Raw genomic sequence first — 25,254 nt, 5'->3', positions numbered from 1 at the left:
ACGCCTGTTATCAGGTCTTATTTTCGCGAATTACAGCCGCGCGGCCAAGCGCTGCGCCAGCCTGTTCTGATGTGCGATGATCCCCTCTGGATCAACCGTAACCAACTGACCGTCACGCACGATCTGGCGACCCTCGACGATCAGGTGGCGGACCCTGGATGGACCGGCAAGCAGCAGCGCTCCGGCATCCCACGACCCGGCGGCTTCGATTGTCGCCAGATCCCACAGGGCCAGATCCGCGCGTTTGCCGACGGTGATCTGGCCGCAGTCCTCGCGGCCCAGCACCTCTGCACCGCCACGCGTCGCGATCCAAAGCGCCTCGTGTGCCGACATGGCATCCGCCCCGCGCGCCACACGTTGCAGCAAAAGCGCCTGCCGCGCCTCGCTGACAAGTGACCCGCTGTCGTTGCTGGCCGACCCGTCAACGCCCAGCCCGACCCGCACCCCGGCGTCCCGCATCTGGCGCAGCGGTGCAATACCGCTGCCGAGGCGGCAGTTGGAACAGGGGCAATGTGCGACGCCGGTGCGGCTTCTTACAAAGAGATCAATCTCTTGCGCGTCGAGCTTTACACAATGCGCATGCCAGACGTCGTCCCCGGTCCAGCCCAGATCCTCGGCATACTGACCGGGGCGGCAGCCGAACTGTGCCAGGGAATAGGCCACATCCTCGTCGTTTTCCGCCAGGTGCGTGTGCAGGCGCACGCCTTTGTCCCGCGCCAGCAAGGCCGCTTCGCGCATCAGGTCGCGACTGACCGAAAATGGCGAACACGGCGCCACCCCCACCCGCACCATTGCACCGGGACGGGGGTCATGAAAGGCGTCGATCACCCGGATACAATCCTCCAAGATCACCTTTTCCGGCTCGACCAGGACATCCGGCGGCAGGCCGCCCGCCGATGCACCGATGCTCATCGCACCGCGTGTCGGGTGAAATCGCAGCCCGATTTCCATGGCCGCGTCGATCGTATCCTCCAGTCGCGCGCCGTTGGGGAACAGATACAGATGGTCCGAACTCAGGCTGCACCCCGACAGCGCCAGCTCGGCCAACCCGGTCAGAGCCGAGACGCGCATCTCCTCGGGGCCGAACCGGGCCCAGATCGGGTACAGCGTCCTCAGCCAGCCGAACAAAAGCGCATTCTGCGCCCCGGGGACGGCCCGGGTCAGGCTCTGATAGAGATGGTGGTGCGTGTTCACCAACCCCGGCGTCACGAGGCAGGACGCCGCGTCGATCACCTCGGCCGCGCCGCCCAGTCCAGTTCCGACGGCAGCGATCACTCCGTCGCGCAGCAGGATGTCGCAGTTTTCGAGTTCACTTCGCGCATCGTCCATCGTCAGGATCTTGCGCGCATTCCGGATCAGGATATCGGGCATAAGCGGTCTCCACACATTAGCTTGCGCCCTTTTCGGTGTGAAGTCTGCGGCAGGGTGACAGAAAAGGGTCACAAGGACTCACCCGGCACCTGTCCTTAGCCGCTGCCGCCCATTTTGTCAGCCATGAAGTCGCTCCAGCGCCCTCGCATGAAGTGCCGAATTGGCCGCGGCCACAACCCGGCCGCCAAAATGGGCCGGACCGCCGTCCCAGTCGGTCACGATTCCGCCGGCCGCCTGGATCACGGCGATCGGTGCGTGGATGTCATAGGGGTTCAGCCCGGCCTCGATCACCAGATCCACCTGCCCCGCCGCAAGCAGCGCGTAGGCGTAACAGTCCAGGCCATACCGTGTCAGCCGGACCCCGGCGGCGACCCGCTCGAACGCCGCTCGGTCCTGTGACGTGCCGACCTCGGGAAAGGTCGTGAACAGCACCGACTCGGCCAGAGCCGCAGTGCCGCGGGTGGCCAATGTGCCGCCGCCGTGCGGGCCGCTGTGGCGCGCGACGCCAAAGCCGCCCTCGAACCGCTCGCCGATATAGGGCTGGTCGATGATGCCGTACAGCGGGCCGGAGCCGTCTGAAACCGCGATCAGCACCCCCCACGTCGGGGTGCCGCTGATGAATCCGCGCGTGCCATCAATCGGATCCAGCACCCAGGTCAACCCACTGCTGCCCGGCGTCGTGCCGAATTCTTCGCCCAGGATGCCGTCGTCGGGCCGATCCCGAGCGAGGATTGCACGCATTTCCTGCTCGGCCGCACGATCCGCTGCCGTGACCGGATCGAACCCCTCAGACAGCTTGTTGTCCGAGACCAGACCGGGGCTGCGGAAAAACGGCAAAACGACCCGACGCGCGGCATCTGCCAGCGCATGGGCCGTTTTCAGCAGACTTTGCTGCTCCGATAACGAAATCTTGGTCATGGATGCCCCCTGCGGTGTGCCGAAACCTCAGCTACCGCAGGACCACATCAGGCTCAAGCGACGTCGGACAGAACCCGCGCCAGCTCGAACAACCGCCGCCGCTGGTTTTCCGGAATGGCATAGTAGGACCGCACCAGGTCCAGCGCCTCTTTGTCGCCAAGCAGGTCTGCGGGCACACCGTCATGGTTCGGTTCGGCGGCGTCTTCGGAAGCAAGGCCCTCAAAGAAAAAGCTCACCGGCACTTCAAGCGCATCTGCGATGTCCCAGAGCCGCGACGCGCTGACACGATTGGCACCGGTTTCATATTTCTGGATTTGCTGGAACTTGATCCCGACGCGCTCTGCCAGTTGTTGCTGGGTCATGCCGACAAGCCAACGACGGTGACGAATACGTTTTCCAACATGGACATCTACAGGGTGCGTCATCGGTTGTTTTCCTTCAGTTACTAAATTAATCAAACTGGCGCCGACGAGGAACGGAATCCCGCGACACCACCGGTCATGTCGCTGCGCACCCCTACAGCTATGCGAAACTACATCTTAAACCTTCCATTGCGCAAGAAAATTGATATCCAGAAAATGTATTTGGTTAATCCAATGCACTTCCTGCGCGAAGAATTCTGGCGGAACGTCTTGGTTCAGGTCCTCGAAAACAGACACTAACCATATGACAGTATGATCAAATCACATGAACGTTTCCTCAAGACGACAGGACCAAGCCATGCGCGCCTACCACGTGACCTCCCATGACGCCCCGCCCGCCATCCGCGACATTTCCATTCCCGAACCCGGCGCCGGGCAGATTCGCGTCAAGGTAGAATCATGCGGTTTGAATTTTGCCGACCTGCTGATGATGTCCGGCACCTATCAGGAAACGCCGCCCCTGCCCTTCACCCTGGGGATGGAGGTGGCGGGCACCGTTGACGCCATCGGCCCGCAAACTGCGGGATTTGCGCCCGGGGACAGGGTTGCTGTGTTTGGAGGTCAGGGGGGACTTGCAGAATACGGCTGCTTTGATTCGGCCCGCGCGGTGCATCTGCCCGCGGACATGCCGTTCGTTGACGCCGCCGCGTTTCAGGTCGCCTATGGCACCAGCCACCTTGCTCTGTCGCATCGCGCACAGCTTGCGCCGGGGGAGACTCTTCTCGTTCTCGGCGCAGCGGGTGGCGTTGGCCTCACCGCGGTCGAGATCGGCAAGGTGATGGGGGCACGGGTCGTCGCCTGCGCCCGCGGCGCCGACAAGCTTGCCGCCGCCAGGGCAGCGGGCGCCGATGTGCTGATCGACGCGGCAACCGACGACATCCGCACGGTGATGAAGGATCTCGGCGGTGCGGATGTGGTCTATGATCCGGTGGGCGGGGATCAGTTCGCGGCGGCCTTCCGGTCCTGCCGCCCCGAGGCGCGTATCCTGTGCATCGGGTTTGCCAGCGGCGAGGTGCCGCAGATCAAGGCCAACCACCTGCTGGTCAAGAACATCACGGTGCACGGCCTGTATTGGGGCGGCTACCTGAACTTCCGTCCCGAAGTGCTCACCGGCAGCCTGGCCACCCTGATGGCCTGGTATGCCGATGGCAAGATCAAGCCGCATGTCAGCCATACCCTGCCGCTGGAACAGGCCGCTGCCGGACTGGAATTGCTGCGCAGCCGCAAATCCACCGGCAAGGTGGTGATCGAAATGTCCTGAAACCAGCGCCCCGGTGCGTCACGGCGCAACCAGCGCCGAGGCCGCGCCATTTGGCGTGGCCGAGACGACCAGCGCACGGCCCCCGGGGGGGACGTGCCCCGCCAGATCACGGTCACAGCGCCGCAAAACCCTGGCGAATCATGTCCGACAGCGCCCGCACCGGCTCGCCCTTGGCACCGCCGCAATGCAGGTTGATCTTCATGGTCCCCAGATCCGGCAGCGCGTCCCCGACGTCAATCGCCGCCAACTGCGGCGGGGCGTGCCCCTCCAGCAGGGCGACGACCCCCAGATCGGCGCTCACCGTGGCCTCGATGCTGCGGTCGCTGTCTGAATCGATGACCTGAAACCACGGGATCCCGGCGGCATCCAGCCGCCGGATCACCGCCGAGCGAAAGGCGCAGATCCGCGCCTGCGCATAGGGCAGCGGCCGCTGCCGCCAGGCCCCGCCCCCCGGTGCGCCGTGCCAGCGCAGCGGCGTTTCCTGCAAGGTCTCGCCGTGGCTTTCCTCTTCCGTCGTGAGAATGATATCGACCTCACCCCGGGCATATTCCTGAAGCAGCCGATAGGTGTTGGATGTCTTCAGATGGACCTGCATCCGCGGAAAGGCTGCGTTGAATTTCTGCAGCACCCGCGGCACGACCGGATACAGGATGTCCTCGGGCACCCCGAAATAGATTTCGCCTTCGAACACCTGATCCGTCAGCTTCCCGTAGATCTCGTCGTTCAGATCCACCATCCGCTGGGCATAGGTCAGCAGCTGCTCACCCGACGCGGTCAGCGCCACGCCCCGCCCCGACCTGTCCAGCAGGTCCAGATCCAGCATTTCCTCCAGCCGTTTCAACTGCATGGACACTGCCGACTGCGTAAGGTTCAGAAAACCGGCGGCACGGGTCACCCCGCCTGATTGGGCGACCGCAACAAAGGACCGCAGCGTGGTGATGTCCAGATTTCTCATTCATCAATTTCCTTGATGCCACACCTCAACAACATTCGTTTCACATATGTATCACACGGACCATATACATCAAGCATCAACATGCACCAACCGCAATGCATCACCAGAATTGAAGGAGGCTCAGATGGCCCATATCTCAACACTCTCCCGCCAGCGGCCGCACCGCAGCCAAAGCCTGATCGCGACCCTGCTCGCCCTCGGGGCGCTGCACCGTCAGCGCCGCGCCCTTGCCCGGCTGGACGATCACGCCCTGAACGACCTCGGGCTCAGCCGCGACGCCGCCCTGCGCGAAGCCCGCCGCCCGGTCTGGGACGCGCCCGGCAACTGGCACGCCTGATCCGTGACCGCGGATTCAGCCATAAACCCGCCTGGTTGCGCATCCTTTCGATGGCCCGCAAAATGGCCCCGGGCGCAGCCGGATTTTATCGGCAAACCTCTGCTTAAACCTTGAAAATGCGGCCCGGTTTGCCGATATTGAACGCATGTGCCGGGCTCCCGGCAGGTAGGTTCATTCTTTCGGAGGCTTAAATGGCTGAATTCAACACAATCCGGACGTCCACCGCAACCGGTGCCCGCGCCCAGATTGATCAGGGTCTTCGGACCCATATGAACAAGGTCTATGGCACGATGTCCGTCGGCATGCTGCTGACTTTCCTCGTGGCTTGGGCCGTGGGCACCAGCCCGGAACTCCTCGGGATTTTCCGGGACGCACAGACACTGCAGCCGAACATCCTCGGCTGGATCGTGATGTTCGCACCGCTGATCATGGTCTTCGCGTTCAGCGCGATGATCAACAGGTTCTCCGCCGCCGCCGCACAGGGCTTCTTTTACGCCTTCGCCGCGGTGATGGGCCTGTCGCTGGCCTGGATCTTCGTCGCCTTCACCGGCTTCTCGATCGCGCAGGTCTTCCTCGTCACCGCGATCTCCTTCGCAGGCCTGTCGCTGTTCGGATATGTCACCCAAAAGGACCTGTCCGGCATGGGCACCTTCCTGATGATGGGGGTGATCGGGTTGATCGTCGCCTCGGTGATCAACATCTTCCTCGGCTCGCCGGCCATCATGTTCGCGATCTCGATCCTCGGCGTGCTGATCTTCGCAGGCCTCACCGCCTATGACACCCAGTCGATCAAGAACGAATACATCGAACATGCGCGCCATGCCGACAGCGAGTGGCTTGGCAAGTCGGCGATCATGGGCGCCCTGCGCCTCTATCTCGACTTCATCAACATGTTCATGTTCCTGCTGCAACTGTTCGGCAACCGCGAATAACCTTCGCGACATTGCTGACATCCGCCAGAGGCCGGTCGTGAGACCGGCCTCTTTTTTTCGTCCGGCCCAGCCCACCTCGGCACCCGCCAGCCCCCGGACACAGCCTGCGGGCGGCGGCACAGGCACCGCGCCCGCAGGGCAGCAACCCCACGCGCCCGCAGGGTGGCAGCCCCCCACTCAGCCCTCGCCACGCACAGACCAGACCCAGGCCCCGGACGCCAAAGCGCCGCGCAGGATCTCTCCGGCGCGGCGCTTTGCTGTCCCTCGGTTACCCGAGCTTCAAGGGGCGATCTTATTTGATCTTGCCTTCCTTGTATTCCACATGCTTGCGCACGACCGGGTCGTACTTGCGAACCGACATCTTCTCGGTCATCGTACGCGCGTTTTTCTTGGTCACATAAAAGTGGCCACTGCCTGCTGTCGAGTTCAGGCGGATCTTGATGGTTGTCGGCTTCGCCATGGTCTGTCTCCTGCAACAGGCCTTTCGCGGCCCGTGAAATCATAGAACCCGCCTTTTACCGATGCCGGGCCCCGAGTCAACCGGCCGGCCCAAGAATAGTTTGCGCGGAGAGCCTGTAAGCCGGATTCTGTCTGCGGCAGGTTGCCCTGCCGGAGATGGCCATTCCTCTGGGCCACGCCTTGCGACGTGGCTCAAGCTGCCAACCCGGACCCCTGGGCTGAAGCGGCCCTGCAGTGATATCCCCGAAAGGATCAATCCCGCGCGGGGTCCCTATTCGGCATTGCTCCCGGTGGGGCTTGCCATGCGGGTCCTGTTGCCAGTCCCCCGGTGGGCTCTTACCCCACCGTTTCACCCTCACCTGTATCGGATACAGGCAGTCTGTTCTCTGTGGCGCTTTCCGTCAGGTTGCCCTGCCCGGGCGTTACCCGGCACCGTTGCTTCAGGGAGTCCGGACTTTCCTCGAAAGGACCAGGGTCCCTCCGCGGCCATCCAGCCCTCCGCGCCCCTGCGCATTAGGCGTCCGCGCGGCTGCGGTCAATGCCCCGGCGGCGGAAGCCGCCGCGCGCGCGCCTGCATCGCCAGACGCCGCCGGCTTTCTTCTCTTGCAAAATACTCCCGCCGGAGGCCGAGCAACCGCCGCACGGATCCGGTGTCACCGCAGCGTGTCACGCCGCAACCCGCGCCGAGGCGACGGCCGGACGGCCGTTGCCGAGACACAGCCTGCGCGCATCGCGCGCGCCGCCGGATCAGCGCAGCACGTAGGGCTGCTTCATCCAGGCGCGCAGCGCCGCAAGGGTCTCGTCCGGGGCCTCGATGCTCGGCAGATGGCCCCCAGCCTCCAGCACGTTCAATTCGGCATGCGGAATGAGTTCCGCCATGAAGCTGTGCCGCTTCACCGGGGTCACCGCGTCATGTCGGCCACACAGCACCAGTGCGGGCACCTTGCAGCGCCGCAGCGTTGCCTGCTGGTCCCGCCGCCGCTGCAACGCGCGGCTCTGGCGCACGAAAACCTCGGCGCCCATACCACCCACCATGTCCATGGCCGCGGTCATGGCACCGACCCGCCCGGCCCCCGGCGCCAGCCCCGAGGCCAGGTGCGCTTCGCGCATCACTTCGGCCAGCCGTCCGGTCTTGGCGCCGATGATCTGTGGCTCACGCGCGGCGGCTTCCTGCGGGGTCTCGGCCAGCGGGCTGGTGGCGATCAGGGCAATGCGGGTGATCCTGTCAGGGGCGCGCCGCAGCAGCTCCATCGCCACGATGCCGCCCAGCCCCGCGCCCGCCAGCGCGAAGCGCGCGGGCAGGACTGTCAGCAGGCCCGACGCAATCTCTTCCATGCGTTCGCCCTGCGTGACCGCCGCCACGGTCACAGCCGTATGCCGGGAAAACGCCGTGAGCTGCGGCGCGAACAGCCGGGCATCACACATCATGTCGGGCAACAGGATCAGCGGTTCCAACATGGCTCAGTCCGTGCGCCCGTGCCGGGTCCGGCCCGCACCCGGTCCGGCGCCGTCGACAGGGGGACGGCGAATGCCCGCGCGGCGGCGGATGGGGTCTGCGGTCATGGCTGAGGCTCCTGTACCCGGGTTGTTTCCCGGTGTTGCGTCAACCCTAACAAAGATTGCGGCGATGGAAAGCGCCTGCGGACAGGTGGGCGGGATTCGCCGCTGTCCGGACCAGCCACCGGGCCCGCCGGACAGAGGGTCAGCCGCCCCGGTGATTCAGGATCTGCATCCAGATGGCCGTTTCATCCAGCAGGCTCCATTCGCGCCGCAGGCCCCAGGGCCCGAATTCGGCGTGGCTGATGCCCATCACATGCACCTCGGCACCGCTGGGCGCGCCAAAGCTGCCCCAGCCGCCATGGCGGCCGCTCAGCGACCAGCGCAGCGCGGCGCGTGGTGGCATTGGCGGGTCACTCAGCCCGATCTGGTGATGAATCGCAAAGCTGGCTGTCGGAAACGAGGCCCGCAACCCCAGCCAGAAGGTTTCGGCGGCCTGCCAGCCGTGGCCGGTCACTCCGCCCGGATACTCAAGCTGGCAGGCCCGGTCGTACTGTTCGGCAATGACCGACAGATCCCCCTGCATCACCCGCTCCAGCAGATCCGCAAAGGCAGCGCCCCATTGACTGGAATTGCCGCGGCCGGTGTAGGGCCCGATCACGTCAATCGCGGGGCGGAAGGGCTGGGTCTCGGGATCCTGGTCCGCCAGGTTCGCGCGCGCCCAGTCGTGTGGCGTGGTGCCCAGTTGCCGGGTGATCGCGCCGGTGTCACAGACCCGCCAGACATCGCTGACAAGATTGGCCTTGGCATAGACATCGGCAATCTCGCGGTAGCGCAGGGCGGTTCCCGTCGGCGCGTCGAAGGGACCGCCGCCGCCATAGGCGGCCAGGACAAGCTGGCGGTGCGACCCCAGCATGCCGACCGCCGGCGAGCCCGACCAGATCACATCCTCGCCCAAAACGCGCCGGTCGGGAAATGTCGCCTGCAGGGCCATGGCTTCGGCGACGAGGGCGCCGGTTCCAAAGGTGATGCCCGCCGGGCTGCGCTGGATGATGTCGCCGTGGCTATAGGCGCGCAGCTTGGCCCCCAGACCGCGTCCTTCCCAGATCTCTTCCGAAACACCAAGCACGTAGTCGGGAAAATCGCGGAATTTCGGATCAAAGCCCTGCACGGTCTTGCCCCCTTCTTCAGGCTGACGGGATCCGGGCGCCCTGACCCGGTGCCCCATCCGGGCGCATCAAGGTTGATTAAGGATTAAGAACGCCGCGCCGGACAGGGTCTTTTGCGCCTGTCGCGATGCGCCGGCCACGGGTCGCCAAAATTTGCGGCCCCTGCGACCGGCGGTCGGCTCAGGTCCGGGCCAGGCCGCGAAACCGGGGGAAATCGGCATATCTGGCGCGGCGCTGTGCCAGGCTTTCCTGCGGATCCGCTCCGGCGCGGAGCAATGTGCCCCTGGGGGCAATGTAGGAATCGATCCGGCGCGCCGGAACGGGGCGCCAGCACAGGTTGAAGGCGCAGAGCTTGGGGAACAGCCAGATTTCGGAATATTTCAGGTGGTCGTGCAGCCACCAGGCCAGATCACGCCAGTCCCGCCCCTGCGCATAGCGATCGGCAAACCACGGGATGACGATGCTGGCCCCGGCGACCGGCACCTGCGGCAGGTCCCAGATATGGCATTCCAGCGGATTGTCGTTGCGCGCACAGTTCAGCCGGTTGCGATTGCCAAAGCGGTTCAACGTCGCGGACCGATAGCCCGAACGCACGTGGATCCGCCCGAACGTCTCTTCCAGCGGGTCCAGCAGGGTTTCGCAGAATGCCCGCCCGCGGGCGATGGCAAGATCCGGATCATCGGGAATGTTCTGAATCCCGTGAAAATTGCCGATCTCGGAATAGAGGAACTCGCGCATCCAGAAATATCGCGACAACCGCACCCGCCCCAGAGCCTCCAGGCTCCACATCGAGCGCGGGCGCCTCATCTGCCACGACCGACAGGGCGCCGCCGACTGTCAGGCGCCCGCGCAGATCTGCGCCAATCAACTGCCGCGAACGGCAAGCCCGACCTGTTTGACGCTGTTAGAAGGCGTGACCGGTTCCGCACCCTCAGTAACCGTTCCAGCGGAACCGGCCATCGTCCGACAGCGGCGCGGCGGGGTTCCAGGCGACCTCCCAGATGTGCCCTTCGGGGTCGGCGAAATAGCCGATATGCCCGCCCCAGAAGACGTCATGCGCCGCTTTCAGGATCTCTGCTCCGGCGGCCAGGGCGTGGTCGAGCACCTGGGCAACGTCCTCGCGTTCGCGCACATTGTAGCTGTAGGTCGCCGCCCCGGTGCCAAGCCGTTCAACCGGCACACCCATGTCGCGGGCAAGATCAGCGAGCGGATAAAGCCCCAGCGTCTGACCGATCAGATCATAGGCCACGATCCCGTCGGGCGCCTCTGCCCGCCGCCATCCTAGAGCGTCGTAAAACCCGGCGGCGCGGTGGATGTCGCGCACGCCCAGGGTGATCAGGCTGATGCGTTGGTCCATGTCATGTCCTTTCGTGGAAAGCCCTGGGTTCCGGTTGCGGGCGGGCCGCAGTCACAGCCTGCCCGCCCAGTCGAGTATCGCGCCTGCCAGCGGATCGGTCTGATCCGGAGACATGATGTCGCCGGCGATCACATGGGCCTGCGGGTCATCCCGCGCCCCGGGTCGCACCACGTGAAGTGTCACATCCCCTCCCCAGGTCCGGGCCAGCGCCCGGGTTGCGCGCGGGTCCACCACCCGGTCTCCATCGGCAAAGACGAACATCGCCGGGGTTGTGATCTTGCTGGCATCCAGGGCGCGCGCATGGGCCGTTGCCGCGCCCATCGGCAACACGGCCACCGTCGGATACCGCATTGTCCAGAATCGCGCCTGATCCGCGCTGCGCGGTGCAAAGCTGCGTTCGCGCCCCGCCACCAGCGGCAGCCACCAGCGCGCCGCGGGCCAGGTCAGGATCCGCGCCGCACGGGCCTGCACCTGATAGTTCGGAGAGATCAGCACCAGCCCCGCCACATCGCGCATCATCTGCGGCTCGGACGCCGCGATGGTTGCCAGCGTGGCGCCGGTCGAGGTGGCAAGGACCAGCACCCGCTCGCCCACGTGGCGGGCAACGGCAAGCGCTTCGCCGACGTCCGCCAGCCAGTCCTGAACCGTCGGACCGGCCATCGCCGCGGAACCGCGCCCATGCCCAGCCAGCCGGGTCAGCACGAGGTTCGCGCCCAGACCGTCGGCCACCTTGTCGGGCAGCGGACGCACCTCTTGTGACGTCGCCGAAAAGCCGTGGATATAGACCACGGCCCAGGGTGTCCTGACCTCGGGTTCACCCGCCCAGACGATGCGCTTTTCGACACCCGGAGTGATGTCGTCGAAACCGGCTTCGACGGCGGCAAGATAGGCTGCGGCGCCGCCGTGCAGCTGCGTCTCGTCAAACGGCGCTGGCCAGACCACCCGTTCGCGGGGGCCGAGCAGCCAGATGCCGCCCACCAGCAGGATAAGGGTCAACAGCATGCGTCCCAGCCACTTTCCGAACGTTCTCAAAGGTCTGTCCCCATATCGGACGGCGCGCTGGCGGCGCCGACCTCCGCCACGGCCTGTTCGATCAACCGCAGGCAGGCGGGGTCGGAGAACCGATGATCGGCGCCTTTGACAAAGGTGAGCCGCAGATCGTCAGAGTCGATGTGATCGAGCAGCCGCAAGGCGGTGTCCCGGGTCACGGCCGTATCCTCGGTACCCTGCAACAGACGCACGGGAAACGGCATCGCCAGCGGGGCACGCAGCACGAGGTGCTGCCGGCCATCCTCGATCAGGCGGCAGGTGATCACATAGGGGTCGCCGTAGTCCGACGGCAGCTCGGCCGTGCCGCCAGCCGCGATCGCCGCGCGCTGCGCATCGCTGAACCCCGCCCAGAAGCCGTCTTCGGTGAAATCCGGCGCTGCCGCGACGCCGACAAAACCCGCAACCCGGGACAGCCGCCGCACCAGCAGGCAGCCGATCCAGCCGCCCATGGACGAGCCGACCAGCACCAGCGGCCCCTCGGTCACCGCCTCGATCACCGCCAGAGCATCCTCGGCCCAGTCACCGATGCAGCCGTCCTCGAACGCTCCGTCCGAGGCGCCGTGACCGGAATAGTCCAGCCGCAGAAAGGCCCGGCCCTGCGCCTGGGCCCAGGCCTCCAGATGCACCGCCTTGGTGCCCTGCATGTCGGACTTGTAACCCGACAGGAACACCACAACCGGCCCCGTCCCGGGCGTATGCGCATAGGCCAGACGCCGCCCGGCCGCACTTTCAAGATATTCAACCTGCGCCATCCCGCCCCCCTGTTCGGGCGCACCTTGCCAAGCAGTGCCGGGCATGGCCAGTCCCGCAACGGCGGCCGGTCAAAATTATTCCGCAGCGGAACAGCGTTTGATCTGCCCGAGACCACTGCTTGACACGCCTCTGCCGCTTTGCCAGTTAGGGCAAACATCATCACCCGCAACCGGGCGTCCCGTAGGCGCCAAACCGACGAGGAGCCACAGATGGCCCAGATCTCCCTGACCTTTCCCGACGGCAACGCACGCAGCTTCGAGGCGGGTGTGACCCCCGCCGCCGTGGCCGAAAGCATCTCGAAATCGCTGTCGAAAAAGGCCATCTCGGCCACGGTGAACGGCGCCCACTGGGATCTTCAGTGGCCGATTCCGACTGACTCCAGCATTGCGATCAACACCCTGTCCGATGCCGCCCCGGCGCTGGAACTGATCCGTCACGACCTGGCGCACATCATGGCCCGCGCCGTGCAAGAGCTGTGGCCCGACGTCAAGGTCACCATCGGCCCGGTGATCGAGAACGGCTGGTATTACGACTTTGACCGCGCCGAGCCGTTCACCCCGGAAGATCTGGGCGCCATCGAAAAGAAGATGCGCGAAATCATCAACCTGCGTGACCCCGTCCGCACCGAGGTCTGGGACCGCGATGTCGCGATCAAGTATTACGAGGACCGCGGCGAGCCCTACAAGGTCGAGCTGATCGCCGGTATTCCCGGCAATGAACCGCTGCGGATGTACTGGCACGGTGACTGGCAGGACCTGTGCCGCGGCCCGCACCTGCAGCATACCGGACAGGTGCCCGGCGATTCCTTCCGTCTGATGTCGGTGGCAGGCGCCTACTGGCGCGGCGATTCCAAACGTCAGATGCTGCAGCGGATCTATGGCGTCGGCTTTCAGAACAAGGAAGACCTGCGCGCCCACCTGCACATGCTGGAAGAGGCCGCCAAGCGCGACCACCGCAAGCTGGGCCGCGAGATGGACCTGTTCCACATGCAGGAAGAGGCCCCCGGCCAGATCTTCTGGCACCCCAACGGCTGGAAGATCTACACCCAGTTGCAGGACTACATGCGCCGCCGCCAGACTGACGGTGGCTATGTCGAGGTGAACACGCCGCAGGTCGTCGACCGCAAGCTGTGGGAAGCGTCGGGCCATTGGGAAAAATACCAGGAACACATGTTCATCGTCGAAGTCGACGAAGAGCACGCCCGCGAAAAGGCGGTCAACGCGCTCAAGCCGATGAACTGCCCCTGCCATGTGCAGATCTTCAATCAGGGCCTGAAATCCTACCGCGACCTGCCGCTGCGCATGGCGGAATTCGGATCGTGCAACCGGTATGAACCCTCGGGGGCGCTGCATGGCATCATGCGGGTCCGCGGCTTTACCCAGGACGACGGCCACATCTTCTGCCGCGAAGACCAGATCGAATCCGAAACCGCCGAATTCATCAACTTCCTCAGCACTGTCTACCGCGATCTCGGGTTCGAGTCGTTCAAGGTCAAGTTCTCGGACCGTCCCGACACCCGCGCCGGATCGGATGCGGTCTGGGACAAGGCCGAAACCGCGTTGCTGTCAGCCACCCGTGCCGCCGGGATCGAACCCGAACTCAACCCGGGTGAAGGTGCCTTTTACGGGCCAAAACTGGAGTTTGTGCTGACCGACGCCATCGGGCGGGACTGGCAGTGCGGCACACATCAGGTCGATTTCGTGCTGCCCGAGCGGCTGGATGCCACCTATATCGGCTCGGACGGCGCCAAACACCGTCCGGTCATGCTGCACCGTGCCACCCTGGGCAGCTTTGAACGCTTCATCGGCATCCTGATCGAAGAACATGCCGGCAAGCTGCCGTTCTGGCTTGCCCCGCGTCAGGTGGTGGTCGCCGCGATCGTGACCGACGCCAACGACTACGTGGAAGAGGTGGTTGCCGCGCTGCGCCGTGCAGGGGTGCGGGCCGAGGCGGACATCCGCAACGAAAAGATCAACTACAAGGTGCGGGAACATTCGGTCGGCAAGGTGCCGGTCATTCTGGCCGTCGGCGCGCGCGAGGTCGAGGAGCGCACCGTCACCCTGCGCCGTCTCGGTGAAAAGCAGACGTCGGTTGTGGCGCTGGACTCGATTGTGGCCACGCTTGCCGGCGAAGCGAGCCCGCCGGATCTTGCGAGCGGGCAGACCCGGGACTGATCCTGCTGCCCGCCTGACACTTCCCGACCCCGGGCATCCTGTGCCCGGGGGGCAGCAGCGCCGTTGCAGATGTTACTGTGCAATTGTTACAGTGTTCACGCGGCGTCATGCGCATGGCGGCTATGCCATGGCAACAACGCGGAATCCTGTAACATTCCAGCGCTGGAAGCTTTCAGAGCTGCAACACGCTAACAGCGAATCTCGCTATTTGTGAAACCTTGTCAGAAACTTACCCGAAAAGTCGCCCTCACATCACTCTGACACAGGCTGACGGGCACGTGATGCACAGGCCTGTGAATATCGCGCGGCCCGCTTCCAAGTCACCCTGAGGACATCGTCGGGATGATCCGGCGCGACAGTCTTCAGAATCTGAGAGGGAAGTCCAAATGTCCAATTGCATGAAATCCGCAGCCATTATCGGTGCCGTTGCCGCGTCGTTTTCCGCCTACGGCGGCGCCGCATCCGCCCAGGCGCAGGAAAAATGTTTTGGGGTGTCACTGGCCGGCGAGAACGGCTGCGCCGCCGGTCCCGGCACCACCTGCGCCGGAACCTCCAAGGTGGATTATCAGGGCAACGCCTGGACCCTGGTCGAGGCCGGTACCTGCACCGAAATCGAACTGCCCGCCATGGCCGACGGCACGGCCCGCATGGGCGCACTCGAAGCGCTCGAGCGTGACCTGCCGATGGGCTGATCTGTCGGCACGGGGTGTGCATGACCTGCGCACCCCGACCCACGCGCCGGGTGCGCGGTCGATGCGCGCCCGGATACGGCTCCTGAATTTCCGGTGATACGATGTCTAATTCTGCCAATACCCTGCCCGCGGCCCCCGGCGTCGGCTACAAGGCGCAGCATTTTTCCGCGATCATGGCCGATCCCACCCCGGTGACCTGGCTGGAAATCCACGCCGAGAATTACATGGGCGACGGCGGCCGTCCGATCGCACAACTGCGTCACCTGTCAGAGCGGTTCGCGATGTCGGTGCACGGTGTCGGCCTGTCGATCGGCGGCGAGGGTCGTCTGGATCCCGACCACCTCGGGCGTCTGAAGCATCTGTGCACCTGGCTGAACCCGGCGAGCTTTTCCGAACATCTGGCCTGGTCGACGCATGACGGTGCCTACTTCAACGACCTGCTGCCCCTGCCCTACACCGAATCCACCCTGTCCCGCGTCTGCGACCATATCGACGAGGTCCAGACAGCCCTGGGCCGCAGGATGCTGCTGGAAAACCCGTCCAGCTATCTCGCCTTTGCCGCTTCCACGATGTCCGAGACCGAGTTTCTGCACGCGGTGACCCGGCGCACCGGCTGCGGCCTGCTGCTGGATGTGAACAACGTTTTTGTTTCTGCCACCAACCTTGGATATGCGCCGCAGGACTATATCGACGCCTGCCCGCTGGACCAGGTTGGCGAAATTCACCTTGGCGGCCATGACGAAGACACCGACGACCACGGCGCCCCCCTGCTGATCGACAGCCACGGCTGCGCGGTGGTCGATCCGGTCTGGGCACTGCTGGACCACACGCTCGCCCGCTCGGGCCCACGTCCGACGCTTGTGGAGTGGGACACGGATGTGCCGGACTGGCCCGTGCTCGCTGCCGAGGCACGGCGGGCCGGACAGGCACTGGACCGCCTGAGCGTGCCTGCATGACCAGTCAATCTGCCTTTCACGCGGCCCTTCTGGACGCAGCCACGGCGGTCCCCGCAGGACTGACCGATGGCAACGGACACTCTGCCGGGCGCCGCTATGCCGTTTACCGCAACAATGTCGCGGTGTCCTTGCGCGACGCACTGGAAACCGGCTATCCGGCCATCGCCCGGCTGCTGGGCCGCGAAAATTTCCGCCATGTCGCCGGTCTGCACCTGCGTGCCTCTCCCCCGGAAACGCCATGTATGATGCTCTATGGCGCCGATTTTCCGGACTTTCTCGCCAGCCTCGCGCCGCTGGCTCACCTGCCCTATCTGGCCGATGTTGCGCGGATCGAGTGGGGGCTGCGTTGCGCGTATCACGCGGCCGACAGCACGCCCGCGGATGCAACGATCCTGCAATCTCTGGACACACAGCGGCTGATGTCCGCACGCTTCACCCTTGCTCCTTCGGTACAGTTGCTGCGCTCGGCCTGGCCCGCTTTCGACATATGGGCCTACAACATGCGCCCCGGGGCCGCGAAACCAACCGCCGTGGCACAGGATACGCTGATCCTGCGGGCAGAGTTCGACCCCGAACCGCACCTTCTGGCCGACGGCGGCCATGCCTTTGTGGACTGCCTGCGGTCAGGACCGAACCTTGGCGCGGCGCTTGCGGCGGCGGGGGACGGGTTCGACCCCGGCCCGACCCTGGGCCTGCTGCTCGCCAACCGTGCCGTCACCGGCATCCATCTTTCCAAGGAGTGATATCATGGACCGCCTCACCGCCCTGCATTACGACATCTTCCAGCGGGTCGAGCGCAGCTTCTCCGGCCTGATCCCGCTTCTCGCGCGGCTGTTGTTCGCGGCGACATTGCTGGGCTATTTCTGGGCCTCGGCACTGACCAAGCTGGGGGACGGCGCCTTTGGCTTTCTACGGCCCTCGACCAACGCCTATGCCCAGATCTTTCCCAGAGCCTTCGAGGCGGTTGGGTATGACACCTCGCAACTGACGGTCTTTCACTGGATCGTGGTCACCGCCGGCATGTGGGCGGAGTTCCTGTTGCCGCTGCTGATCGTCATCGGGCTGTTCACCCGGCTCGCCAGCCTCGGCATGATCGGATTTGTCGTGGTGCAGAGCCTGACGGACCTATACGGTCACGGCGGCATCACCCATGACGGCACACTGGGCGCCTGGTTTGACCGGATGCCGGATTCCCTGATCCTCGACCAGCGCGCGTTCTGGATTTTTCCGTTGGTCGTGCTGGTGATCAAAGGCGCCGGAGCGGTGTCGCTGGACCGTGCGCTGGCGCGTCAGTTTCTGGGCCGCACCGCCTACACCGGCTGACCGGCGCGGCGTTAAGGCGTCGCGGATCATGGCCGCCGTTTTGACAGCATGTGCCGCGGCGTGACCGGCAGCATTTGCGGCCGCCGCCCGGGATGCGCGCCACGCCGGGCTGCCACAGGTCCGCATCGCGCCCCAAAGCGGGCGCATGCCGCACCCGCTTTCCCAGTGTTCCCCGCAACTCATGCGGCTTCGGTCAGCCGCCCGAGGATTTCCAGCAGGCCTGGCGACGGGTCGGTGTGATGGTGCGCAAGTTTCCACGCTCCGTCCTGCCGCTGATAGACGTTGGTCACCCGGTGCTCGATTCTGGCCTCATGACCGGCGATGATCAGCGTCCCGACTTCCACCCCGGTTTCCACCGCCATGTCCGATCCGGCGTGCAGCGATTGCGCCGTCAGCCGGATGTCACCGCCACCGGCAATTTGTGCCACCTTGCTGAAAGAGGCCAGGACAGCATCAATGCCGACATCGCGGCCACCGATGGGATGTTGCGCCGTGACGCCGTCGCCCTTGATCCAGGCGTCCTGCATTGCGGTATCGTCGCCCTGCGCCATCTTGTTGAGGGCATCGTAGAATGCGACCGAGGCGCGGCGAACATCGTCAAGGTTGGTCATTGTTTGGCTCCTTGCTGGCTGTTGGCAAGCCGGGGGTGTGCCCGGCCCATGCCGAACGCCCCGGTGCTGATGATTTGGGTGGGTTTATTCCGCGGCCTCTTTCGTCCCGGATTTCACCGAGGCAAAGAAATCGGCCCGCGCATTGGTCTTTGGGAACGGCGCATCCGGCACCTCGACGCCCAGAAAGCGGCAGAGCGGGCCCCATCCGTCGCGGACGCCGAACACCAGGGCCTTGCCCTGCGCCTCCAATTCCCGCGCCGCGGTTTCGTTGGCACGGTAGGCCCGCAGTATGCCGGCCCTGTCCGTGCAACCGCCCAGGGCCTTGCCGATGATGACCTTCTCGATCATCGCAAACCAGGGCACCAGGTTTTGCGGCCATGCCTCCCTGTCAAGGATCAGCGGCAGGATCGTCTGGGAAAAGCTGCCGTACCAATCCTCGGCATCGCGGTGCGAAAGAATGACCTTTGCACCCGGTGTGACCCCGAGCACGTCCTGCCAATAGGCTGAAACCGGGAAATCCACGGCCGAACGAAAGCCGGAAAAGATCGCGTCGAAGTCGGGGCGCCCTTCGGCCACGTCCGACCAGGCCTGGATCTGCCCGGGGTCATTGATGACCTCGGACATGTGGTGACAGCGGCCAAAGCCCAGCTGCTCCAGGGCGGCTTTCAGCGAATAGGTTCCGGTGCGGCCGAACCCTGCGCCGATGATTTCGAGTGCCATTGCCGTGCATCTCCCCTATGAATCAGATCAATCTGTATTGCTTAATCTGGGTTTTCTGAGGGTATGATGACCGACATTCAGCGAAAATGTCGAACGAAACGATTTCATGAACCATGAATGAAATTGATCTTAATCGCGTTGACCTAAATCTTCTGGTGGTCTTCGAATCCCTGATGGAGACGCGCAGCGTTACAGTGACGGCAGACCGGATCGGGCGCACACAGTCGGCGGTGAGTCACGCGCTTGCCAGGCTGCGCGAGCAGCTTGACGATCCCGTGCTTGTCCGGGTCGGCGGCAAGATGCACCCCAGCCCCTTCGCCGAGGCCATCATCGAGGATGTCCGGCCCATCCTGCGCAGCATCCGCCGCGTGATCGCGCCGCGCACCCTGTTTGACCCCGCGCAAAGCGACCGGGTGTTCCGCATCGCCATGCCGACACTGACCAAGGTCATTGCCGAGGTGTCGGCACGGGTCGAAGCCGAAGCACCCGGTGTGAAGATCGAGTGGCTGCCGGCGCACCACGACGTGTACCCGGCCCTCAGCGAAGGCTTGATCGACCTCGCCCATCTGGGCGGCACGCCACGCTTGCCGGATGGTCTTGATCAGCAGGTCATGGAGCCGTTTTCCTGGGTGACATTCGCGCGGCAGGATCACCCGGCGGCCAGCGACTGGGGCATCGACGCCTGGCGGACGTATCCGCATGTCATGGTCAACGTCACAAGGTCGCAGCAGAACCCCTTTCCGATCGCGCCCTCCGCCGATGTCGGGGGGCGGCGGGTCAGCGCCATGATCGGGGACTCGGCCGGAATCGCCTCGCTGCTTGCGAGTTCGGATTTTCTGGCCACCTTCCCGGCGGTGTTGCTCGCCTTGGATATGGAGGCCCACGGCCTGATCGCGCTGAAACCACCGGTCGACCTGGGACCGGTGCTTGTGCGCTTTTTCTGGAGCGCACGCCTTGCCAACGACGCCGGCGGCATCTGGATCAGATCCATCGTGATCGAGTCCTACCGACGCCTGCAGGCCGAAGCAGAGGCGAAGCTCGCCGAGCCAAAGCTGGTGCAGGTGTCCGAACAACCGGGGTGATTGGAACGGAGCGGGGTGTGAACCGCCCCGGGTCTGTCGGAGACCATCAACATCAAGAAGACACGCAGGATTTGCAACGAGTTGGGGCTTCAACTGCGCAACAAGCCCCCCAAGCGCCGCGTGAAGGCCAGGCTGCGGGAAGACCGGGAAGAAGCCACAGGGCCAAACGATGTCTGGGCCATGGACTTCGTTCACGACCAGCTCGCCTTGGGAAAGAAACTGCGGATCCTGAAGGTGGTCGACACCCACTCACGCTTCTGCCCAGTCGTCGATCCGCGGTGCAGCTATCGGGGCGAAGACGTGGTCAAGACGCTGGAAGCCGTCTGCGCGAGAACCGGCTATCCGAATACGATACGGGTCGACAACGGCAGCGAATATATCTCTCGTGAACTGGACCTGTGGGTCTATGCCAACGGGGTCACCCTGGACTTCTCCCGGCCCGGCAAGCCGACCGACAACGGGTTCATCGAAGCCTTCGATTCGAAGCTCCGCGCGGAATGTCTGAACGCCCACTGGTTCTTGAGCCTTGCCGACGCCCAGGACAAATTGGAAGGTTGGCCCCTCTCATGGTTTGCTTTGCAAACCACTGCCGGGCAGCGGTAGACACTGCAACGAGGATCGTCCCCACTGCGCAATCGGAAACAACGTGCCGATCGCCATGCGCCATCCCAATGACGTCACCGGCCCGTCATCGGGAAACAGCCGGAAAATCCCAGCTTCCGGTGGTCCAGTTTTCAGGGGGCCGGTCACTTCAGAGGGCGAGGCTCAGTTGATCGGAACGTCGCACACCGGACCATAGATCGGGCGGTCGCGCTGCGGAACCAGACGATATCCGTAAAAGGCCACAATCACCGCGCCCTAAGTCGACGAGGCGATGGGTGTGAATGCCGTTTTCATGTCGCTACCGTTTGCAGGTCGAAGCACCCACTACGCGGTAAAGGGGACAGAACCGGAAGAAGGCTGTCAACACCAGCACGATACCGGCGATAACCGACGCAACAATGGCGGGTGTACTGGCAGTCATGCCGAACAGATCGAACACGGGTGCCAATATCAGCACGGTTCCGACAATAAGGCGGATCACCCTGTCCGCCGCACCCATATTGATTGTCATTTGTTAGCTCCTTTCATTCACTGTTGATCTCGCTGACATCAGAGGCTGGTCTGTGATCCGGTCACACAAGGGTTGCCCGATCCGAATGCGCCAGTTCTCCGAGGGCTTTCTTGTCGCGCAGGCGCACATGACCGCGTCCGACCTGTCCGCAACCACGCCGCTGGAATTCGCCCAGCTGGCGCGAAGCTACATCGCGTGAGGTGTCCATTTCGGTTGCACTCTGCTGTTGCGTCGCAACGATCCGCACTTCGCTTCCCGCCAGGTCCGTCAACCGTCCGGCCAACCGGATGTCGGTTCTGCGGCACGCCAATTCCTCGACCACCTGCATCAGATCGGATATCCGCATCGCGTAGGTCTGAAAGATCAGTCCGCGAAACTCTTGCGAACGCGCCATCAGATCGTTGAACGCGGCTATGGGCAGCGACATCAGATCAAGGTCTGTCTCGGCGATCCAGGTGGCGGCGCATGCGGCGTCGGCCAGCGTACAGGCTGCGGTCGGGATGCAGCTTTCACCGCCATGCACGCGGTAGAGCACGGTTTCCCCTCCCGCCTGCGCCACGTGTTCGACCCGCAATGTACCCAAAAGCAGGATCAGCATGGCGTCCACCGGCGCTCCGGGCGCGAATACGGGCGACTCCTGCGACACATGTCTCTGTGTAGACCGTTTTGCCAGATCCTGGCGCAAGCCCACCGTGACACCGGGTAGGTCCGGGAATTCAAGGATGCGGGTCAAGGCGGTTTTTCCTGTTCTGAAGGAGGTGTCGGGGTCAATCTATCGCGAACGGCGGACGCGGAATTGATTCCGATCAACCGGTGCCGCACCGCTTCGACGCAGGATCAGCAAAGCCCCCCTGCGTTGGAGATCGACAATGCCACCCGCACCAGACGAGCAGGCACCAAAGCAGCAAGCCATCGTCCTACATCCCCGCAACGGCCATTGCGGCCGCCTGTCCGGCAATCGGGGCGATGCGCATGCCGCCGAATATTGGCTTCGGTTCTGCGCGGCAGCTTCGGCATGATGGACGCTGCAGCGCAAAAGGTTTTCCGAACCGAAGCGATCACCAAGGTCTACGCCACCGGCGCGCTTGAGGTGCGCGCGCTGGACGGTGTGGATCTGGAGCTGTTCACCGGAGAGATGACCGTCCTTCTGGGTCCCTCTGGCAGTGGAAAATCGACCCTGCTGAACATTCTGGGAGGTCTCGATCATGTGACTTCGGGGCGGGTCTGGTTCCGCGATACCGAACTCACGGGCATGGGCGAGCGCGGTCTGACCCGGTACAGGCGCGACCATGTGGGGTTCGTGTTTCAGTTCTACAACCTCGTTCCCAGCCTGACAGCACGCGAGAACGTGCAACTGGTCACCGACGTGGCCCGCGATCCGATGCCCGCCGACGAGGCGCTGTCGCTGGTCGGCCTGACGGCGCGGATGGATCATTTCCCGTCCGAGTTGTCCGGCGGCGAACAGCAGCGCGTGGCCATCGCCCGTGCCATCGCGAAACGCCCCGAGATCCTGCTGTGCGATGAGCCGACCGGTGCCCTGGACAGCAAGACCGGCGTTCAGGTTCTGCAGGCCCTGCGCCAGATCAACGACCGTTTTGGCACGACGACCGTGATCATCACCCACAACGCCGAGATACGCAAAATGGCCCACCGGGTGATCTACTTCCAGGACGGACGTATCGCGAAGGTCGAGTGGAACGAACAACGCCTCTCCCCCGCCGAGATCGTGTGGTGAGCGGGATGCACACAATCGACCGCAAACTGCTGCGGGACTTTCGTCGGCTCTGGGCGCAGGTGCTGGCCATCGCCCTGGTGCTGGCCTGCGGCGTGGCGATCCTGATCACGTCGTTCGGCATGTACTTCGCGCTCGACGAGACCCGCGCGGCGTATTTCGAGCGCAACCGCTTCGCGGACGTCTTTGCCGCGACCCGGCGCGCGCCGCTGTCCCTGTTCGGCGAAATCGCGGCGATTCCAGGGGTTCAAACGGTCGAGGCGCGGGTGACCGGCGATGTCATTCTGGACATTCCCGGCAGAGCCGATGCCGTCGTGGGCCGGGTGCTGTCCCTGCCAGATATGGATCAGCCGCGCCTGAACCTGCCGCTGTTGCGCTCGGGACGATGGCCCGAAACCGCATCCGAGATCGCAGTGAACGAGCCGTTTGCAAAAACCAACGGGTTCGTGCCGGGCGACGTGATCGCCGCCAATCTCCACGGACGGAAACGCCAGCTGACCATCACCGGGACGCTGTTGTCACCCGAGTTCATCTATACCCTGGGGCCAGGCGCGCTGATGCCGGACAACCGCACGTTCGGCATCCTTTGGATGCGACGCGCCGGTGCGGCGGCGGCCTTCGATATGGTCGGAGCCTTCAACGATGTGTCTTTGACCGTCGGTGCCACGGCGCGAATCGAGGAAGTCACCGACGCGCTGGACGATCTGCTGGATCCCTTCGGCGGACTTGGGGCCTATGCGCGGGATCGGCAGCAATCGAACGCCTTCATAGACGCCGAAATCCAACAGCTGCGCAGCATGGCCATGATCCTGCCGCCTGTGTTCTTCGGCATCACCGCCTTCCTTGTGGCCATGGTGATGGGCCGCATCGTCACGCTCGAGCGGTCCGAGATCGGGCTCTTGAAAGCCCTGGGATACAGCGATGTCGAGATTTGCATCCACTACCTGATGTTGGCCGGTCTGATCGCACTGACCGGTATCCTGATCGGCTGGGCAACCGGCACATGGCTCGCGCACGGGCTGGCCGAGCTTTATGCCGACTTCTTCGACTTTCCCTTTCTGCTGTTCCGTGTCTCTCCCTGGATCTACGGGCTGGCGGGGTTCCTGGCGGTCGCCACGACAACGCTGGGCGCGACGCGCAGTGCATTGATGGCCGCGCGGCTGGCCCCTGCCATCGCCATGCAGCCGCCTGTCCCACCGAAGTTTCGCCGGACCTGGACAGACCGGGCGATGGCGCGCGCCCGCCTCAGCCAGCCGACGGTGATGATCCTGCGCAGTCTGACGCGCTGGCCTCTGCGCAGCGCACTGACATCCCTGGGCCTGTCCATGGCCGTGGCAGCGGTGATGACCGCGTCCTTCATGACCGACGGGCTGGACTACATCATCGACAGCGCGTTCTACCAAACCAACCGCCAGCACGCGATGCTGTTGTTCGCGCAGGATGTTCCGCTGTCGGCATTGCAGGAGGTCGCGCGCCTGCCTGGCGTGCGCCAGGTCGAGGGCCAGCAGTCCCATTCCGCCATCCTGCGCCATCTTCACCACGAAAAGCGCATTGCGATCGAAGCGCGGATGCCCGGGCCCGACCTCAGCCGCGTGGTTTCCAGCGATGGCATGACGCTGGACGCACCACCGGGCGGCATCCTTTTGTCGGAACGGCTGGCCGCGCAGCTCGATGTCGGCGCGGGCGACGTTGTGTCGGCCGAATTCTCGAGCGGCAAGCGTGGCACCTACGAGCTGACCGTCACCGGTGTCGTGCCGCAGTATTTCGGCCTTGGCGCTTATGTCGACCACGCCTATCTCAACCGGCTGTTCCGGCAATCCCCGCGCATTTCAACGGCCAACGTCACGCTTGATGATGCCCGGATCGACGACCTGCACGCCGCGATCAAGGATATCCCGAAACTGGCCGGCACCATCATGATGACCCAGACACGACGGTCGTTTCAGAACACGATCCGCAAGAACGTGACGATCATGACCACGGTCTACGTTGTCATCGCCGTGCTGATTTCAGTCGGGGTCGGATACAACTCTGCCCGTATCCAGCTGTCAGAGCGTGCGCGAGAGCTGGCCAGTTTGCGAATTCTCGGGTTCGACCGCGCGCAGGTCTCGTATATCCTGGTGGGGGAATTGATGCTGCTTGCCATGCTGGCACAGCCCCTCGGCTGGGTGTTGGGGCGTTTGTTCATCGAACTGATGGTGCGGGGCTTTTCCAGCGATCTCTACAGCCTGCCGCTGATAATTAAGCCCGCGACCTTCAGTTTTGCCAGTCTGGTCGTGCTGACCGCCACGTTTGTGGCAGCCATGGTGGTGCGGCGTCGGCTGGACCGGCTGGACCTGGTGGCGGTGATGAAAACAAGGGAGTGACGT

General features: G+C 64.3%; 26 protein-coding genes, 1 other RNA gene and 1 pseudogene. 12 read left to right on the top strand and 16 right to left on the bottom strand.

The genetic code is table 11. From position 1 onward, the window contains the following. Positions 1 to 30: 30 nt before the first annotated feature. The 3 genes from FOY53_RS13685 to FOY53_RS13675 all read right to left on the bottom strand — a co-directional run bounded on the left by FOY53_RS13685 (position 31) and on the right by FOY53_RS13675 (position 2,714). Positions 31 to 1,371 (bottom strand): 8-oxoguanine deaminase, encoded by a 1,341-nt coding sequence (locus FOY53_RS13685; RefSeq protein ID WP_146589762.1) that lies wholly within the window; start codon positions 1,369 to 1,371, stop codon positions 31 to 33. Between the two features lie 117 nt (positions 1,372 to 1,488). Further along, the gene (locus tag FOY53_RS13680; RefSeq protein ID WP_146589760.1) at positions 1,489 to 2,289 is read right to left on the bottom strand and encodes an inositol monophosphatase family protein; all 801 of its coding nucleotides are present in this window, start codon (positions 2,287 to 2,289) and stop codon (positions 1,489 to 1,491) included. Between the two features lie 53 nt (positions 2,290 to 2,342). Next, on the bottom strand, positions 2,343 to 2,714 hold the full coding sequence (locus FOY53_RS13675) for a helix-turn-helix domain-containing protein (protein WP_146589757.1): 372 nt from the start codon (positions 2,712 to 2,714) through the stop codon (positions 2,343 to 2,345). 295 nt (positions 2,715 to 3,009) lie between these two features. Here FOY53_RS13675 and FOY53_RS13670 point away from each other — a divergent pair, with 295 nt between their 5' ends. After that, positions 3,010 to 3,972, top strand: a complete 963-nt coding sequence (locus FOY53_RS13670) for an NADPH:quinone oxidoreductase family protein (protein ID WP_146589755.1) — start codon at positions 3,010 to 3,012, stop codon at positions 3,970 to 3,972. 112 nt (positions 3,973 to 4,084) lie between these two features. On the opposite strand, the gene FOY53_RS13665 is transcribed toward FOY53_RS13670, so the two are convergent. Further along, entirely contained in the window at positions 4,085 to 4,927 is an 843-nt protein-coding gene (locus FOY53_RS13665) for a LysR family transcriptional regulator (RefSeq protein WP_146589752.1), read from the bottom strand. Positions 4,928 to 5,051: 124 nt separating this feature from the next. Here FOY53_RS13665 and FOY53_RS13660 point away from each other — a divergent pair, with 124 nt between their 5' ends. Next, a complete protein-coding gene (locus FOY53_RS13660) occupies positions 5,052 to 5,264 on the top strand; it encodes a DUF1127 domain-containing protein (RefSeq protein ID WP_146589750.1) in 213 nt (70 codons plus the stop codon). 191 nt (positions 5,265 to 5,455) lie between these two features. Beyond that, positions 5,456 to 6,196: a Bax inhibitor-1/YccA family protein gene (locus tag FOY53_RS13655; RefSeq protein ID WP_146589748.1), complete on the top strand. Its 741-nt coding sequence runs from the start codon at positions 5,456 to 5,458 to the stop codon at positions 6,194 to 6,196. Positions 6,197 to 6,488: 292 nt separating this feature from the next. Here FOY53_RS13655 and rpmG read toward each other — a convergent pair whose 3' ends face one another. The 8 genes from rpmG to FOY53_RS13615 all read right to left on the bottom strand — a co-directional run bounded on the left by rpmG (position 6,489) and on the right by FOY53_RS13615 (position 12,480). Beyond that, on the bottom strand, positions 6,489 to 6,656 hold the full coding sequence (gene rpmG, locus FOY53_RS13650; RefSeq protein ID WP_146589746.1) for a 50S ribosomal protein L33: 168 nt from the start codon (positions 6,654 to 6,656) through the stop codon (positions 6,489 to 6,491). 100 nt (positions 6,657 to 6,756) lie between these two features. Then, positions 6,757 to 7,157, bottom strand: an RNA gene (gene rnpB, locus FOY53_RS13645) — RNase P RNA component class A. A gap of 245 nt (positions 7,158 to 7,402) precedes the next feature. Then, positions 7,403 to 8,113 (bottom strand): alpha/beta fold hydrolase, encoded by a 711-nt coding sequence (locus FOY53_RS13640; protein WP_146589744.1) that lies wholly within the window; start codon positions 8,111 to 8,113, stop codon positions 7,403 to 7,405. A 244-nt stretch (positions 8,114 to 8,357) separates the two neighbouring features. Further along, positions 8,358 to 9,323 carry a nuclear transport factor 2 family protein gene (locus tag FOY53_RS13635; protein ID WP_146589742.1) on the bottom strand — a complete coding sequence of 322 codons (966 nt, stop codon included), beginning with the start codon at positions 9,321 to 9,323 and terminating at the stop codon, positions 8,358 to 8,360. 178 nt (positions 9,324 to 9,501) lie between these two features. Continuing rightward, positions 9,502 to 10,110, bottom strand: coding sequence for a hypothetical protein (locus FOY53_RS13630; protein ID WP_146589957.1), 609 nt, complete (start codon positions 10,108 to 10,110; stop codon positions 9,502 to 9,504). Between the two features lie 142 nt (positions 10,111 to 10,252). Continuing rightward, complete coding sequence (locus tag FOY53_RS13625; protein ID WP_146589740.1) at positions 10,253 to 10,678, bottom strand: VOC family protein; 426 nt, start codon at positions 10,676 to 10,678, stop codon at positions 10,253 to 10,255. Between the two features lie 51 nt (positions 10,679 to 10,729). Further along, on the bottom strand, positions 10,730 to 11,680 hold the full coding sequence (locus tag FOY53_RS13620) for an alpha/beta hydrolase (protein WP_246107399.1): 951 nt from the start codon (positions 11,678 to 11,680) through the stop codon (positions 10,730 to 10,732). 26 nt (positions 11,681 to 11,706) lie between these two features. Next, the gene (locus FOY53_RS13615) at positions 11,707 to 12,480 is read right to left on the bottom strand and encodes an alpha/beta fold hydrolase (RefSeq protein ID WP_146589955.1); all 774 of its coding nucleotides are present in this window, start codon (positions 12,478 to 12,480) and stop codon (positions 11,707 to 11,709) included. A 210-nt stretch (positions 12,481 to 12,690) separates the two neighbouring features. Between FOY53_RS13615 and thrS the strand changes: the two genes are divergently transcribed. The 5 genes from thrS to FOY53_RS13590 all read left to right on the top strand — a co-directional run bounded on the left by thrS (position 12,691) and on the right by FOY53_RS13590 (position 17,626). Next, on the top strand, positions 12,691 to 14,655 hold the full coding sequence (thrS, locus tag FOY53_RS13610; protein WP_146589736.1) for a threonine--tRNA ligase: 1,965 nt from the start codon (positions 12,691 to 12,693) through the stop codon (positions 14,653 to 14,655). 386 nt (positions 14,656 to 15,041) lie between these two features. Continuing rightward, positions 15,042 to 15,347 (top strand): BufA1 family periplasmic bufferin-type metallophore, encoded by a 306-nt coding sequence (locus FOY53_RS13605; RefSeq protein WP_146589734.1) that lies wholly within the window; start codon positions 15,042 to 15,044, stop codon positions 15,345 to 15,347. A 101-nt stretch (positions 15,348 to 15,448) separates the two neighbouring features. Beyond that, positions 15,449 to 16,303, top strand: coding sequence for an MNIO family bufferin maturase (gene bufB / locus FOY53_RS13600; protein WP_146589732.1), 855 nt, complete (start codon positions 15,449 to 15,451; stop codon positions 16,301 to 16,303). Continuing rightward, positions 16,300 to 17,046, top strand: a complete 747-nt coding sequence (locus tag FOY53_RS13595; RefSeq protein ID WP_146589730.1) for an HvfC/BufC N-terminal domain-containing protein — start codon at positions 16,300 to 16,302, stop codon at positions 17,044 to 17,046. Before bufB ends, FOY53_RS13595 begins: the two co-directional genes overlap by 4 nt. Before the next feature lie 4 nt (positions 17,047 to 17,050). Further along, complete coding sequence (locus tag FOY53_RS13590) at positions 17,051 to 17,626, top strand: DoxX family protein (RefSeq protein WP_146589729.1); 576 nt, start codon at positions 17,051 to 17,053, stop codon at positions 17,624 to 17,626. 179 nt (positions 17,627 to 17,805) lie between these two features. Here the strand turns inward: FOY53_RS13590 and FOY53_RS13585 are convergent, their stop codons facing one another. Together FOY53_RS13585 and FOY53_RS13580 are read right to left on the bottom strand one after the other, a co-directional pair. Continuing rightward, on the bottom strand, positions 17,806 to 18,237 hold the full coding sequence (locus FOY53_RS13585; RefSeq protein WP_146589727.1) for a YybH family protein: 432 nt from the start codon (positions 18,235 to 18,237) through the stop codon (positions 17,806 to 17,808). Between the two features lie 84 nt (positions 18,238 to 18,321). Then, positions 18,322 to 18,957, bottom strand: a complete 636-nt coding sequence (locus tag FOY53_RS13580; protein ID WP_146589725.1) for a sulfotransferase family protein — start codon at positions 18,955 to 18,957, stop codon at positions 18,322 to 18,324. Between the two features lie 113 nt (positions 18,958 to 19,070). Between FOY53_RS13580 and FOY53_RS13575 the strand changes: the two genes are divergently transcribed. Continuing rightward, complete coding sequence (locus FOY53_RS13575; protein WP_146589723.1) at positions 19,071 to 20,039, top strand: LysR family transcriptional regulator; 969 nt, start codon at positions 19,071 to 19,073, stop codon at positions 20,037 to 20,039. A gap of 48 nt (positions 20,040 to 20,087) precedes the next feature. Then, positions 20,088 to 20,727: pseudogene (locus tag FOY53_RS13570) on the top strand (DDE-type integrase/transposase/recombinase); the annotation flags it as partial. A gap of 213 nt (positions 20,728 to 20,940) precedes the next feature. On the opposite strand, the gene FOY53_RS13565 reads toward FOY53_RS13570, so the two are convergent. After that, complete coding sequence (locus FOY53_RS13565) at positions 20,941 to 21,153, bottom strand: YgaP family membrane protein (protein WP_146589721.1); 213 nt, start codon at positions 21,151 to 21,153, stop codon at positions 20,941 to 20,943. A 61-nt stretch (positions 21,154 to 21,214) separates the two neighbouring features. Then, a complete protein-coding gene (locus FOY53_RS13560) occupies positions 21,215 to 21,886 on the bottom strand; it encodes a Crp/Fnr family transcriptional regulator (protein WP_146589719.1) in 672 nt (223 codons plus the stop codon). Between the two features lie 282 nt (positions 21,887 to 22,168). Between FOY53_RS13560 and FOY53_RS13555 the strand changes: the two genes are divergently transcribed. Beyond that, complete coding sequence (locus FOY53_RS13555) at positions 22,169 to 22,888, top strand: ABC transporter ATP-binding protein (RefSeq protein WP_146589717.1); 720 nt, start codon at positions 22,169 to 22,171, stop codon at positions 22,886 to 22,888. 5 nt (positions 22,889 to 22,893) lie between these two features. After that, positions 22,894 to 25,251, top strand: a complete 2,358-nt coding sequence (locus tag FOY53_RS13550; protein WP_146589715.1) for an ABC transporter permease — start codon at positions 22,894 to 22,896, stop codon at positions 25,249 to 25,251. The last annotated feature ends 3 nt before the right edge of the window (positions 25,252 to 25,254 follow it).

Source organism: Puniceibacterium confluentis (assembly GCF_007923445.1).
Taxonomy (GTDB): domain Bacteria; phylum Pseudomonadota; class Alphaproteobacteria; order Rhodobacterales; family Rhodobacteraceae; genus Puniceibacterium; species Puniceibacterium confluentis.
Note: the sequence above shows the minus strand (reverse complement) of the source record. Positions and strands in the feature narration are given on the sequence as shown.